General features: G+C 44.2%; 10 protein-coding genes, 7 tRNA genes and 1 rRNA gene. 16 read left to right on the top strand and 2 right to left on the bottom strand.

The annotated features are described in order from the left end of the window. The first annotated feature begins 26 nt into the window (after window positions 1-26). The 8 genes from CC90_RS0115255 (at window position 27) to CC90_RS0115220 (ending at window position 3,891) form a co-directional block, all read left to right on the top strand. A 23S ribosomal RNA gene (locus CC90_RS0115255) occupies window positions 27-2,952 on the top strand. A gap of 208 nt (window positions 2,953-3,160) precedes the next feature. Next, window positions 3,161-3,234, top strand: a tRNA-Asp gene (locus CC90_RS0115250). 23 nt (window positions 3,235-3,257) lie between these two features. Beyond that, window positions 3,258-3,330: transfer RNA gene (locus CC90_RS0115245), tRNA-Val, on the top strand. Between the two features lie 4 nt (window positions 3,331-3,334). Then, window positions 3,335-3,407 (top strand) — tRNA-Thr (locus CC90_RS0115240). A gap of 52 nt (window positions 3,408-3,459) precedes the next feature. Next, window positions 3,460-3,541: transfer RNA gene (locus CC90_RS0115235), tRNA-Tyr, on the top strand. 60 nt (window positions 3,542-3,601) lie between these two features. Further along, window positions 3,602-3,675: transfer RNA gene (locus CC90_RS0115230), tRNA-Met, on the top strand. Window positions 3,676-3,681: 6 nt separating this feature from the next. Continuing rightward, a tRNA-Phe gene (locus CC90_RS0115225) sits at window positions 3,682-3,754 on the top strand. Between the two features lie 64 nt (window positions 3,755-3,818). Continuing rightward, window positions 3,819-3,891, top strand: a tRNA-Lys gene (locus tag CC90_RS0115220). A gap of 50 nt (window positions 3,892-3,941) precedes the next feature. On the opposite strand, the gene CC90_RS0115215 is transcribed toward CC90_RS0115220, so the two are convergent. Next, window positions 3,942-4,646 (bottom strand): lysophospholipid acyltransferase family protein, encoded by a 705-nt coding sequence (locus CC90_RS0115215; RefSeq protein WP_035315761.1) that lies wholly within the window; start codon window positions 4,644-4,646, stop codon window positions 3,942-3,944. Between the two features lie 443 nt (window positions 4,647-5,089). After that, on the bottom strand, window positions 5,090-5,899 hold the full coding sequence (locus tag CC90_RS0115205; protein WP_031391608.1) for a phosphorylase family protein: 810 nt from the start codon (window positions 5,897-5,899) through the stop codon (window positions 5,090-5,092). A 271-nt stretch (window positions 5,900-6,170) separates the two neighbouring features. On the opposite strand from CC90_RS0115205, the gene CC90_RS0115200 reads away from it, so the two are divergent. The 8 genes from CC90_RS0115200 (at window position 6,171) to CC90_RS0115160 (ending at window position 13,554) form a co-directional block, all read left to right on the top strand. Further along, a complete protein-coding gene (locus tag CC90_RS0115200; protein ID WP_051869841.1) occupies window positions 6,171-6,851 on the top strand; it encodes an MBL fold metallo-hydrolase in 681 nt (226 codons plus the stop codon). A 147-nt stretch (window positions 6,852-6,998) separates the two neighbouring features. Further along, complete coding sequence (locus CC90_RS0115195; protein ID WP_035315760.1) at window positions 6,999-7,421, top strand: GNAT family N-acetyltransferase; 423 nt, start codon at window positions 6,999-7,001, stop codon at window positions 7,419-7,421. A 99-nt stretch (window positions 7,422-7,520) separates the two neighbouring features. Next, window positions 7,521-8,699 carry a serine hydrolase domain-containing protein gene (locus tag CC90_RS0115190; protein ID WP_031391605.1) on the top strand — a complete coding sequence of 393 codons (1,179 nt, stop codon included), beginning with the start codon at window positions 7,521-7,523 and terminating at the stop codon, window positions 8,697-8,699. 260 nt (window positions 8,700-8,959) lie between these two features. Continuing rightward, window positions 8,960-9,637 carry an AzlC family ABC transporter permease gene (locus CC90_RS0115180; RefSeq protein WP_051869836.1) on the top strand — a complete coding sequence of 226 codons (678 nt, stop codon included), beginning with the start codon at window positions 8,960-8,962 and terminating at the stop codon, window positions 9,635-9,637. A 22-nt stretch (window positions 9,638-9,659) separates the two neighbouring features. Further along, window positions 9,660-9,989: a branched-chain amino acid transporter permease gene (locus CC90_RS0115175; protein ID WP_031391603.1), complete on the top strand. Its 330-nt coding sequence runs from the start codon at window positions 9,660-9,662 to the stop codon at window positions 9,987-9,989. 32 nt (window positions 9,990-10,021) lie between these two features. Further along, a complete protein-coding gene (locus tag CC90_RS0115170; protein ID WP_031391602.1) occupies window positions 10,022-11,416 on the top strand; it encodes a L,D-transpeptidase family protein in 1,395 nt (464 codons plus the stop codon). Between the two features lie 55 nt (window positions 11,417-11,471). Next, entirely contained in the window at window positions 11,472-12,059 is a 588-nt protein-coding gene (locus CC90_RS0115165; protein WP_081906022.1) for an HD domain-containing protein, read from the top strand. A 34-nt stretch (window positions 12,060-12,093) separates the two neighbouring features. Next, complete coding sequence (locus tag CC90_RS0115160) at window positions 12,094-13,554, top strand: aminotransferase class I/II-fold pyridoxal phosphate-dependent enzyme (protein WP_031391600.1); 1,461 nt, start codon at window positions 12,094-12,096, stop codon at window positions 13,552-13,554. The last annotated feature ends 12 nt before the right edge of the window (window positions 13,555-13,566 follow it).

Raw genomic sequence — 13,566 nt, 5'->3', positions numbered from 1 at the left:
TTCCTCACGCTAGAGGGACGAGAAGAGGTTAAGCAAGAAAGAGCACAGGGTGGATGCCTTGGCACTGAGAGCCGAAGAAAGACGTGATAAGCTGCGAAAAGCTGCGGGGAGGAGCAAATATCCTACGATCCGCAGATATCTGAATGGGGAGACCCACATAAGAAGACCTTATGTATCCCTGCATGAATCCATAGTGTAGGGAAGGGAACCCGGTGAACTGAAACATCTAAGTAGCCGGAGGAGAAGAAAACAACAGTGATTTCCGAAGTAGCGGCGAGCGAACCGGAAGGAGCCCAAACCGGAGTGCGTGCACTCCGGGGTTCGGACCGCATCAACTGATTCAGGAAGGGTAACGGAATGGTCCTGGAAAGACCAGCCAGAGAGGGTGAGAGCCCCGTACGTGAAACCAGACCTGACAGAGCGGTATCCAGAGTACCACGAGACACGAGAAACCTTGTGGGAATATGCGGGGACCACCCCGTAAGGCTAAATACTACTCAGTGACCGATAGCGCATAGTACTGTGAAGGAAAGGTGAAAAGGACCCCGGGAGGGGAGTGAAAGAGAACCTGAAACCCTGTGTTTACAAGCTGTGGGACCACGTTAAGGTGGGACCGCGTACTTTTTGTAGAACGGTCCGGCGAGTTGTGCATACTGGCAAGGTTAAGCACTTAAGGTGTGGAGCCGAAGGGAAACCGAGCCTTAATAGGGCGCAAGTTAACTAAGTTAACTTTTAGTCAGTATGTGCAGACCCGAAACCGGGTGATCTATCCATGTCCAGGTTGAAGTTGCCGTAAAAGGCAATGGAGGACCGAACGCACATCCGTTGAAAAGGGTGGCGATGAGGTGTGGATAGGGGAGAAATTCCAATCGAACCCGGAGATAGCTGGTTCTCCTCGAAATAGCTTTAGGGCTAGCCTCATAAAAAGTCTTGCGGAGGTAGAGCACTGAATACCCTAGGGGGCGTCAAAGCTTACCGAAGGTTATCAAACTCCGAATGCCGTGAAGATGTTATATGGGAGTCAGACTGCACGAGATAAGTTGGGCAGTCAAAAGGGAAAGAGCCCAGACCTACAGCTAAGGTCCCAAAGTGCGTGTTAAGTGGAAAAGGATGTGGGATTTCAAAGACAACTAGGATGTTGGCTCAGAAGCAGCCACACATTCAAAGAGTGCGTAATAGCTCACTAGTCGAGAGGTCCTGCGCCGAAAATGTCCGGGGCTGAAACACGACACCGAAGCTTAGGAATCATACTTTACGTATGATTGGTAGAGGAGCATTGCTGATGCAGGGAAGCGGTACCGTAAGGAGCCGTGGAGCGTCAGGAAGAGAGAATGCCGGAATGAGTAGCGAGAAAGAGGTGAGAATCCTCTTGGCCGAATATCCAAGGATTCCAGAGTAAAGCTGATCTGCTCTGGGTAAGTCGGGGCCTAAGGCGAGGCAGAAATGCGTAGCCGATGGACAACAGGTGGAGATTCCTGTACTGCATAATGACAGAACTGTAGGGACGCATGTGGAGCGCATGAGCCGGGAAAGGAAAAACCGGTGCAAGCGAGGTAGGAGAGGAAGAGGCAAATCCCTTCCTCAATCCAAAGGCGTGATGCGGAGCGAAATAAAGTAGCGAAGCATGCAAGCCATGTGCCAAGAAAAGCTGCTATTGTTCATTATGTACCCGTACCGTAAACCGACACAGGTGGATGAGGAGAGAATCCTAAGGCCGGCGGGAGAAGCATTGTCAAGGAACTCGGCAAAATGACCCCGTAACTTCGGGAGAAGGGGTGCCCCAGAAATGGGGCCGCAGAGAATAGGCTCAAGCAACTGTTTAGCAAAAACACAGGTCTATGCAAAACCGAAAGGTGAAGTATATGGGCTGACGCCTGCCCGGTGCTGGAAGGTTAAGAGGAGAGGTTAACACGAACTTGTTCGTGTGAAGCCTTGAATTTAAGCCCCAGTAAACGGCGGCCGTAACTATAACGGTCCTAAGGTAGCGAAATTCCTTGTCGGGTAAGTTCCGACCCGCACGAAAGGCGTAATGATTTGAGCGCTGTCTCGACAATGCACCCGGTGAAATTGAAGTACCAGTGAAGATGCTGGTTACCTGCGCCAGGACGGAAAGACCCCATGGAGCTTTACTCCAGCTTGATACTGGGATTCGATGCTGTATGTACAGGATAGGTGGGAGGCAATGAAGTGGAGACGCCAGTTTCCATGGAGCCAATGTTGGGATACCACCCTTGCAGTATTGGATTTCTAACCGAGGGCCATGAATCTGGCCCCGGGACAATGTCTGGCGGGGAGTTTGACTGGGGCGGTCGCCTCCGAAAGGGTATCGGAGGCGCTCAAAGGTTCCCTCAGAATGGTCGGAAACCATTCGCAGAGTGCAAAGGCATAAGGGAGCTTGACTGCGACACCGACGGGTGGAGCAGGTAGGAAACTAGGACTTAGTGATCCGGTGGTATAAAGTGGGATTGCCATCGCTCAACGGATAAAAGCTACCCTGGGGATAACAGGCTTATCACTCCCAAGAGTTCACATCGACGGAGTGGTTTGGCACCTCGATGTCGGCTCATCGCATCCTGGGGCTGTAGTAGGTCCCAAGGGTTGGGCTGTTCGCCCATTAAAGCGGTACGCGAGCTGGGTTCAGAACGTCGTGAGACAGTTCGGTCCCTATCCGGCGCAGGCGTAGGATATCTGAGAGGAGCTGTCCTTAGTACGAGAGGACCGGGATGGACGGACCGCTGGTGTATCTGTTAGGTACCAGACCTATGGCAGAGTAGCCAAGTCCGGCAGGGATAAACGCTGAAGGCATCTAAGCGTGAAGCCCCCCTCAAGATGAGATATCCCCACGAGCAATCGTGTTAAGACCCCTTGGAGAGTACGAGGTAGATAGGCTTAAGGTGGAAGCGCAGCAATGCGTGTAGCTGATAAGTACTAATCGGTCGAGGGCTTATCCTTGTAAGGCTGGTAATGAGTAATGAGTAAAAGACACTCATAATGAGTAGAAAACACTCATAGAATACTCCTAGTGAGTAGAGAGCACTCATAAGAGACAAGAAAGAAACGGATGAAAGAGATATGAGAAAGTAAGGGTGGATTCCTGAGAGGGAAGAAGCTCGTTGGTATTCGGTTTTGAGGGTACAAATATTTATGTTTGTACTATTGTGGCCCGGTGGCTCAGTTGGTTAGAGCGCCGCCCTGTCACGGCGGAGGTCGTGGGTTCGAGTCCCATCCGGGTCGTTTAAATTTGTATATTGTTTTGCGGGATCTTAGCTCAGCTGGGAGAGCATCTGCCTTACAAGCAGAGGGTCATAGGTTCGAGCCCTATAGGTCCCATTTTGCCGATGTGGCTCAATTGGCAGAGCAGCTGATTTGTAATCAGCAGGTTATCGGTTCGAGTCCGATCATCGGCTTTTGATAGGAACTTGAAGAGAGGCTTCTGTCAAAGCAATAAATGTTTAATATGGATGGATTCCCGAGTGGCCAAAGGGGACAGACTGTAAATCTGCTGCAAATTGCTTCGGTGGTTCGAATCCACCTCCATCCATTTGGTATAAAAATACCAAGTGATTGCATATAATTATACAATCAATGATTAATTGAATAACGCGGGGTGGAGCAGTCTGGAAGCTCGTCGGGCTCATAACCCGAAGGTCATAGGTTCAAATCCTGTCCCCGCTATTTAGTGCCCAGATAGCTCAGTTGGTAGAGCAGAGGACTGAAAATCCTCGTGTCGCTGGTTCGATTCCGGCTCTGGGCATCATTTTTTCCGGTTAAGGACAAGTTTATAACCATTGTTTAGCTTGCATTCAAAATATAGAAATGGGATATTAGCTCAGTTGGTAGAGCACTTGACTTTTAATCAAGTTGTCCGGGGTTCGAATCCCCGATGTCTCACGTTAGAAGGCTGTTTCGAACAAAAGAAGTTCGGATACAGTCTTTTTAATTTATACTTTATTATCATAAAAGCCTCTATATTCTTTTGGCAAAAGCTCAGCAATTCTCGTCATAATATAATCTAACCGATTAGCTTCCCAGTTCTCCTTGGTCTCATCATTATTTTTCTTAGGCAGGTGGAAGGCTTTACCTATTCTAATATTTATATCAGCATCATGGAATACTTCTTTACCCATATCTTCTTTTATAGGCATAAACTTCTCTGTACCCCAAATACCTATTGGTACTATCGGAGCATCGGTAAGCTTGGCAAAGAGTAAAGCTCCTTTTTTTCCTGCAAGCATCTTTCCTGTCCTACTTCGTGTTCCTTCAGGAAATATTAAAATGCTGTTACCTTCTTTTATCACACTAATGACCTTCTTGATTGCTTCTTTATCGGGTGAATTTGGTAATAGTGGTATTGATCTGACAATTTTAAATCCTAAATTGGTCAGAGAATTAGATTCTAATTTCTTTCCGGCTACAAAGGTAATATTTTCTTTTTCCAACACTTTATTTAATAATAATCCATCAGAGTTACTTAAATGATTGCATATAAACAAATACGGCCTTTTAAAATCACAGTTTAAATTTTCAAGACCTTTTACATCTAACCTTGCATGTTTTTTTATTTGAAAGTCGACATAAAACTTAACAAACTCAATTACTAAAGGTTCAGGTAACAAATTAGTAAATAGAAATAATAAGTTATTCATTTACACCTTAATCCTTTCATATGCTTTTTTCATATTTTGTACATTATCTTCGAATCTTTATCAAGAATGGGTCATATTTTAATAGGGTGTTTATTAATGACATGCTGAACTGTTATGTTTGTTGAGATTTATAGGATTACTAAATCAATATGGCCATGTGTGCTTATGCATGCAGTCGAGGATGCGGTTCCAACTCTTTTAGTAATAAGTGGATTTGTCACTTTTACAAAGAGCGAGGATATTTGGCGGAACCCGATCTTAGGTGTTGCAGCAACGATGTTGTTCCTCGGAATCGGACTGTTTCTTAGACATATTAGAATAAAAAGACAGCATGATAATCCTGCGGGGTAATTTTCCGGATTTTCTCTGCAGGAGGAAAATCAGTGCTATACCTATCATAAATACTTTAAAGTTAATGTAGACGAACGGTCATTTTGTGAGACTCATTCAAATGCTTTTAAGATGATCTGCGGAAACAGATTGTACCTTACGAATTTACGATAGTCTATTTCTTCTTTTGTTCGACCACTAATTAAAGACTTGTTGACCACTGTATTATCAGATACGCTAAAAATAGCGGCTATCGGTATATTTGCTATTTTTGCAGCACTAAAAGCCGCAGCGGTCTCCATTTCAATAACATTACAGTTCATACTTAATATCTCATCAATGTGAGCGAATTGTGCAACTATTGTATCTATACTAAAGTTTCTGCCAAGATGCCATTTGACATTATTTTGCTCACAAATATTTTTTGTTATTTCCTTTACATTTCTTGTTAAGTCAGAATGGGGATATACTTTTTTGCCCCAGCAATCACCATTAGATAAGTCGTCAGCTACTATATATCTGCTTGCACCATCGCCGCATATGCTGTATTCAGGAATAACAATATCTCCAATACCTATTTTATGATTAAGTGACCCAACAGAACCAATAAATATAACTTTGTTGCATTTTGTTATGCCCAGCGATAGCAAGACATCTATTAAGACAGGTGCCCCTATACCTGTCTTAATATAAGTTATCTTCATTTTACCAACGATAATATTCCATACTTTGACCGCTGAGAAATCGGATTCGCTTAAATATTCTGCTTTTCCTAAGTTAGGCAGAGAAGAGGGCTCCCACCAAGGGGCAATAATCACATTTTCATTAACTTGTTCAGGCAGTATTCCAATTCCATGAATGCAAATATCCTTCTCTGTTGAACCAAATCTTTTCATACCTTTTATTATCGTTTCATAAGTCATTATTTAAATCCCCCATACACAAAATACAAATCATTACTGTATTTTGTTTGATCTTGATGAAAAGATGATAACATATTTTTGGAAACCTTTCCAGATTACTTGGGGACATTATCATGAGTACTCATTATGGGTCCTATAATCTCTATAAGAGATTAAATACCCAATTAAAAAGAAGTATGATAAAATACCGATAAGGGAACATGAGCAAGCAAAATAGATTTCCTATTATATTGAAATGAACGGAATACTTAAAATGAGCGAGGTATATTATATGAGTGCAATACATAAAATTAGCGGCGGAAATGTAAATTGCTATATCATATTTAATGGTAATAATGCGATACTGGTAGATACCGGTCGTGAGAAATACAAGAGAAGGGTGTTAGAGGCTTGCCGGCGATTTAATATCCGGCTTATTGTTCTTACACACGGTCATATGGACCATTGCCAAAATGCGGTATATTTGGCAGAAGCCTTGCATGCACCAATTGCAATCAGTAAAAAAGACATGAATTTGATACCGGACAATATGAAGCAGCCGTTAACGGCTCGGGGATTTTTAGGGAAAATTATTCTGAGAATCTCAGCAAAGAGCTTTGAATCGGATACTCTATCAGAATTTAAACCTACCATTTACTTGAAAGAAGGATATGACCTGAGCGAATATGGTATAAATGCAAAAGTTGTAGAACTAGCCGGACATACGGAGGGATCTATCGGGGTGGATGTAGATGGAGATAAATTGATTGTTGGCGACGCATTGATGAATATGTTTTATCCAACAGTATCTATGCTTTATACCAACAGAGAACAGATGCTTCAAAGTGCAAAGCGCATCGGTGAGTTGGGAAAAAGAAAAATATATTTTGGACATGGACGGCCAATAGAAAACCGTATATGGATAAAGGCGGAGAATTTATTTTCAGGAAGTCATTTATCCGGGAAAGTTTAACAATTCACTTTTTGGATCAGGTATTAGAGGAATACGATTCGTTGCCGCAGGGCGAGGTTATTCTATTTACCGAAAACAGGGCCGATTATTAAAGAAAAAGTACAAAAGTTAAACAGTAGTATATTAAAAATTGAATAGGGAGGCACCATGTATTATATTTCAGATAAAAAAGAAAATCTTCAGCTTGATAATATAAAACGGCTCTTACTGCAGACTTATTGGGCAAATATGCGGAGCCATGAAACAATTGAAAAATCAGTGGCAAATTCCCTATGCTTTGGGGCATATTTAGATAAAAATAATTCTCAGATTGCTTTTGCAAGAGTTATAACGGATTACGCCACAAGCTATTATTTATGTGATGTAGTAGTCGATGAAGAATATCGCGGATTGGGTGTGGGAAAGGCATTGGTAGAAAAGATTGCTTCAGATGCCAGGCTTATCCGCCTCCGAGGAATTCTGGCGACTGAGGATGCCCATGGCTTATATGAAAAATACGGATTTTATAAAGCTGAGAATAGATTTATGGTGAGCCGGCACAAAGTGGATGATAGCGACCATGATTCGTAATTTGTCAGGTTTTAAAAGTGCAATTTGTATGGTAGTCGATCTTTCTGTTTATGATATAATGGTTTTTAATAATGGCTAATGAATAGGGGTGCTGTATATATGAAAATATTAAGTGGAAAATTGGAGCAACTATTACTCCGGGCTGTGGATAATGAGGAAATTGCCGGAGCAAATATACTGGTACTGAAAGAGGGAAAAGAAATTGCATATGCGCAGGCAGGATATGCGGACAGGGCAGAGAAAAAGTCATATGAGCGGGATACGATCGCAAGACTTTATTCTATGACAAAGCCGGTGACTGCGGCAGCAGCAATGCTTTTGATGGAGCGTGGGCTTTTGGATCCGGGGGCTTTTGTGGAGGACTTTCTGCCGGGCTTTCACGATATGTCTGTTGCAGGAGGAAAAGGAAGAACTCCGGCAAGGCGTCCGATGCGAATTTGCGAGCTGTTGAACATGACTTCAGGGCTGGTCTATGGCGGAGATACTACGAGTATCAGCTCCATAGAAACAGAGAAGCTGTTTCATAAAGTCGATGAAAGGTTGCCGGGAAAGGACGCTCTTACCACGGTGGAAATCGCTAATTCTCTGGGGCTCCTTCCATTGGCATTCCATCCGGGGGATTCGTGGCAGTATGGAACCTCTGCAGATGTGCTTGGCGCTGTAATCGAGGTAATATGTGGAGTGCCCTTCGGGGAATTCTTAAAGGAAGAATTCTTTAATCCTCTTGGAATGCAGGACACCGGATTTTATGTGCCGCAGGAAAAGCAGGGGAGGCTGGCTAAGGTATATGAAAGAACCGCGGACGGACTGGTTTTGTACACGGGAAGCCACCTGGGGATTTCCAATGTTATGAAACAGCCGCCGGCATTTGAGTCGGGCGGTGCGGGTCTCGCATCTACGCTGGATGATTATGAAAAATTTGCTTCGATGTTATTGGCCGGGGGAAGCTATGCAGGCGGGCAGCTTATGAAGCCGCAGACTGTACGATATATGACACAGGCCAAATTGCTGCCGTGGCAGCAGGATGTACTGGAACGGGGCTGGGATGGCTTAGGCGGGCATACTTATGCAAATCTTCTGCGCATTGTGACGCAGCCCGGAAAAACTTGTATGATGACAACAGAAGGGGAGTATGGCTGGGACGGATGGCTGGGTGCATATTTTGCTAATAGCCCGAAGGATAAGCTGACGATGTTGCTTACCTTCCAGCTTAAAGACGCAGGAACCACATCTTTGACGAGGCGGTTGAAAAATGCTGTTTGGAGCGAGCTTTGCTAAATATTTTATATGCTTGTCCGGAAAGCATATAGGCAGACAGGTAATCGTGTTAAAGGCAGTTCTCAAAAAGGAGATATCCTTACGGGAATTGCTTTATTTTTTCCTTCCCTGAAAGTACATATTCCAATAAAGTGCGTATTCCAACATTGATTAATTACCCCATTAATGATACAATAAAGTGAATTTTGAGGTGATTTTCATTGGAAAAAGATAAAGGAACATCTTGTATACAATATGCATTCAAGCAATCGATACCGGTTATGCTCGGTTATATATTTTTAGGCATTGCGTTCGGCTTGATGCTGCAGGATGCAGGATATCATTTTTTGTGGGCATTTGCGATCAGTACGGTCGTTTATGCGGGAAGTATGCAGTTTGTAATGGTTACGCTGCTTTCCGGCGGCGCAAGCCTTTTTTATACGGCAATTATGACGTTATTTATTAACGGCAGACATATCTTTTATGGTTTTTCTTTTATCGAAAAATACCGTAACATGGGGAAAGTGTACCCCTATATGGTATTCTCTTTGACGGATGAAACATATTCCGTGCTGTGCAGGACCAAGATTCCCCCCGAAATGGATGAAAAGAAAGTGATGTTTGGCATTTCTTTCTTCAATCAATGCTATTGGATTACGGGCTCGGTAATCGGCGGACTGGCAGGTCAGCTTATCACCTTTGACTCTACAGGAATAGACTTTTCCATGACTGCTTTGTTCGTGGCGATCGTGGTGGAGCAGTGGCAGGAAAGCAAGTCCCATGTTCCGGCAATCATAGGCTTTTTAATGTCCTTGTTGTTTTTGCTCGCATTTGGGGCTGACAGGTTTATTCTTCCGTCCCTGCTTACGTCCGTTATCATTTTAATTGCAGCAAGAAAGAATCTGGATGGTAAAGAGGCGAAGATACAGGACGAATCCGGTATTTCAGCGGAAGAATAGAGAGAAAGACGAGGTTATGTATATGAACATCATGCATTCGATTGCGATTATTGCGGTAGTATCGGTCTGCACGATTTTAATACGCGCGGTTCCGTTTCTTATGTTCGGCGGCAGCAGGCAGGTGCCCGGAACAATACATTATTTAGGAAAGTTTCTTCCGGAGGCGATCATGGCTACTCTGGTCGTATATTGTCTGCGAAATGTCAGGATTATGGAGGGAACTCATGGGCTTCCTGAACTGATTTCCGTTGTACTTGTAGCAATTTTACATTTGTGGAAAAAGAACATACTGATTTCGGTAGGTTTGGGAACAATATGTTATATGGTGCTTATTCAAATGATATTCACATAAAATAGAGAGACAAATGATAGGGGAACAGGAACATGGAAAAGAGAAAAAAATCATTATGGAAGAAAGTCGCAGTCACTGTGGCCATTGTGAGTGTTTTGCTGACAGCGGTTACGTATGCCGGTTTTTCTCTGTTTTTCGAAGATCATTATTATTATCAAACAAAAATAAATGGAGACGATTACAGCTATAAGACACCGGTGGAGGCGGAGGCCATCATGTACCGGGAGTTTCAGGAATATTCTCTTGAGATTCAAGGGAGAGAGGGAATGTACGATACGATTTTGCCGGCTGATATAGATATGGAATACATAGTTGATGATTCGTTCATAAACGTGAAGAAGGAGCAGAGTCCTCTGCTATGGATTTTAGGATTTTTTAAGGAATATTCCTATGACATACCGCAATTAGTAGAATATAATGAAGATATACTGGATGAGAAAATAGACGGACTTACTTTCTTTAAAAAGGAGAATATCAGGGCGCCCAGCGATGCTTATCTCACCTATTCCTCCGAAGGAAAATGCTATCTCGTTGCTGATAGCAGCCCGGGAACGGATATATTACGGAAGAAGGCAGTACAGGTGATCAAAGAAGCGATAGGCAGCATGGAGCGGTCAGTAAATCTCGATGAAAAGGATTGTTACCGCTATGCAAAAGTGAATGCCGACGATGAGACGTTAAATGAACTGGCGGATCAGGCCAATAAATACATTTCAGCCAAGATTGTCTATAATTGGAATGGAAGCGATGTAGTGGTGGACTCAGATGTAATAAGCGGCTGGGTTGTCATAACGAAGGATTCGGTAGCGTTGGATGATGAGAAAATAAGGGAATTTGTGACGGAGCAGGCTAAACTGTATGATACTTACGGGAAAAACCGCATATTCCATACCACCGACGGCAGAGAAATCGAATTGAAAAGCGGTGCCTATGGGTGGAAGACCAACAAGGAGACCGAGATAGAAGCACTGACCACGGCTATAAAAAACGCAGAAACTCAGATCAGGGAGCCTGCATACATCTACACGGCAGCAGTTCAGGGACAGCAGGACATTGGAAACAGCTATGTGGAGATTGATTTGAGCAGCCAGCATCTATATTTATATGTAGAAGGCGTTATGACCTTAGAAAGCGATTTCGTTTCAGGAAACGCGTCCAGGGGCTGGAACACGCCGGCGGGAGTATTTGGTCTGACCTATAAGTCTAAAAATGCGGTGCTTCGGGGAGAAGGCTATGAGACACCTGTGAACTATTGGATGCCTTTTAATGGAAATATCGGAATGCACGACGCCACATGGCGCGGCTCTTTCGGCGGACAGATATATGAGACCAGCGGTTCTCATGGCTGTATTAATCTTCCATTGGAAAATGCAAAAATAATTTATGAATATATATATACCGGATTCCCCGTTGTGTGTTATTATTAATTAGTAATTCGGTAAAAAGGCTTGTATAATCAAGAAAGCTGGGATTGAATACGAGATGAAAGATACAGTGAAAAAGAGTGAAAAGAAGAGGGAAAGGCTGAGAGAAGCTTTCCATAAGCAAAAGGAATTGAACATCCTGCTGAAGGAGCATGGAGGAGATATCCTGGATTCCGACAACTTCAAGAAGACAAACGAGCATATCCAGCACGGAAATATGACTGTAAATAATCATTGCGTCAATGTTGCCAAATACAGCTTAGCCATCAGCAGAAAGCTCAGGATCAGCTGCAGCCAAAGAGAGCTGGTGCGTGGGGCGTTGCTTCACGACTATTTTCTTTATGACTGGCACGATAAGCAGCGGGAGGACAGAAAGCGGCTGCATGGCTTTTACCACCCGGGGATAGCGCTTAGAAACGCTTCCAAGGAATATAAGCTTACCCCCAGAGAAAGGGACATCATCAAGAAGCATATGTGGCCTCTTACAGTAGTTCCGCCACAGTGCCGTGAGGCGTGGATAGTAACTACCGCAGATAAATACTGCTCCCTTTTGGAGACGATACGTTTGCACCGGGGAGACGGGAAGCGGTATCTTGCCAGAAGAGAGCCAAAGCTGGGTATTAAAGTGAAAGTGCAGTATGAATGAGTAAGGAACAAGAAACACTCAAAAGGGTAAAAGATTGAGCGATTTATTTGAACAACTGGAAAAATACGCAGATTCCGACTACTATCCGTTTCACATGCCGGGGCATAAGAGAAACGTTGCGGGTAAGTGCGGCAGCGCTCTGGAGGCGGCATACGGAATCGATATTACAGAAATAGACGGATTCGACAACCTGCATCAGGCGCAGGGAATTTTGCAAAGGGCGCAGCAGGATGCGGCGAAGCTTTATGGCGCGGAGGAGACATTCTTCCTTGTAAACGGAAGCACCTGCGGGATACTCAGCGCGATTTTCGCAGTTACACAAAGGGGAGACCGGCTTTTAGCGGCGAGGAACTGCCATAGGTCGGTGTATTATGCTGTTTATCTGCAGGAGCTTCAGGTATCCTATTTATATCCTGACGTAGTAAAGGAGTATGGTATCGCGGATGCGGTAACTCCCGGGGAAGTGGAATTGCTCTTGAAGGAACAGCCGGATATAGCGGCGGTAATCATTACCTCTCCTACCTATGAAGGAGTGATATCTGATATCGGAAAAATTGCCGATATAACACATAGATATGGAAAGCCCCTCATTGTGGACGAGGCACACGGAGCGCATTTCGGTTTTCATGAAGCCTTTCCGGAGAATGCGGTGAGGCAGGGCGCGGATATAGTAATACACAGCGTTCACAAGACATTGCCCGCCATGACACAGACATCTCTTTTGCATGTAAGCGGAAAGTTGGTGAACAGAGAACGCCTTAAGAGGTACCTTAAGGTCTTCCAGACCAGCAGCCCCTCATACGTCCTTATGGCATCCATCGATTCCTGCATGAATCTGATGAAAAGGGAGGGAAGGCAGCTTTTAGAGCAGCTGTTGAATCACCGGAGCAGCTTCGCAAAAGAAGTTGCAGAATGCAGATATCTGGAGATCATGGACAAGAAGTCAGCTTTCGGCTGCTGTATGCGGGCCATGGATCCCATAAAAGTAGTAATTTCCATAAAGAACGGGGAATTGACGGGGCAGCAGCTCTACGATATTCTAAGAGAGAGATACCACCTCCAGCTTGAAATGGCGGCAGGAAGCTATGTGTTGGCAATGCTTTCCCCGATGGACGGGCCGGATGGATTGGAACGGCTTGCCGGGGCTTTACTGGAAATTGATGGTGAAATAACGGCGGCTGCAACGGACGAGCAGGAGGAAAGCACCTTGATGCCTCTGGAAACAATGATGCCTATTGCAAAAGCGATTGCGTTATCGGACGAAAAAGGGTATGATTATATACCGGTTCGGGAAGCGCAGGGCAGGACGTCCGCCGAATTTATTAACTTATATCCCCCGGGAATTCCGATTACGGTACCCGGAGAAAAAATAGACGGCAGTACGGTGAAAGCAATCGATTTCTATCTTCGCACAGGATTGTGCGTACAAGGTGTGCAGGACGGAATGCTTAAGGTACTGGGAAGTGTTAACGAATCAAAGAAAAATGTTGAATAAAAAGGAGATATA

This window comes from Kineothrix alysoides, from assembly GCF_000732725.1.
GTDB lineage: Bacteria > Bacillota > Clostridia > Lachnospirales > Lachnospiraceae > Kineothrix > Kineothrix alysoides.
This window is presented reverse-complemented; position numbering and strand designations above follow the sequence as displayed.

What these genes read in the sequence shown, in the direction of transcription:
- CC90_RS0115215 (WP_035315761.1), bottom strand. Translation starts at nt 4,646, where the DNA reads ATGAATAACTTATTATTTCTATTTACTAATTTGTTACCTGAACCTTTA.
- CC90_RS0115170 (WP_031391602.1), top strand. Translation starts at nt 10,022, where the DNA reads ATGGAAAAGAGAAAAAAATCATTATGGAAGAAAGTCGCAGTCACTGTG.
- CC90_RS0115205 (WP_031391608.1), bottom strand. Translation starts at nt 5,899, where the DNA reads ATGACTTATGAAACGATAATAAAAGGTATGAAAAGATTTGGTTCAACA.
- CC90_RS0115200 (WP_051869841.1), top strand. Translation starts at nt 6,171, where the DNA reads ATGAGTGCAATACATAAAATTAGCGGCGGAAATGTAAATTGCTATATC.
- CC90_RS0115190 (WP_031391605.1), top strand. Translation starts at nt 7,521, where the DNA reads ATGAAAATATTAAGTGGAAAATTGGAGCAACTATTACTCCGGGCTGTG.
- CC90_RS0115195 (WP_035315760.1), top strand. Translation starts at nt 6,999, where the DNA reads ATGTATTATATTTCAGATAAAAAAGAAAATCTTCAGCTTGATAATATA.
- CC90_RS0115180 (WP_051869836.1), top strand. Translation starts at nt 8,960, where the DNA reads ATGCTCGGTTATATATTTTTAGGCATTGCGTTCGGCTTGATGCTGCAG.
- CC90_RS0115165 (WP_081906022.1), top strand. Translation starts at nt 11,472, where the DNA reads ATGAAAGATACAGTGAAAAAGAGTGAAAAGAAGAGGGAAAGGCTGAGA.
- CC90_RS0115175 (WP_031391603.1), top strand. Translation starts at nt 9,660, where the DNA reads ATGAACATCATGCATTCGATTGCGATTATTGCGGTAGTATCGGTCTGC.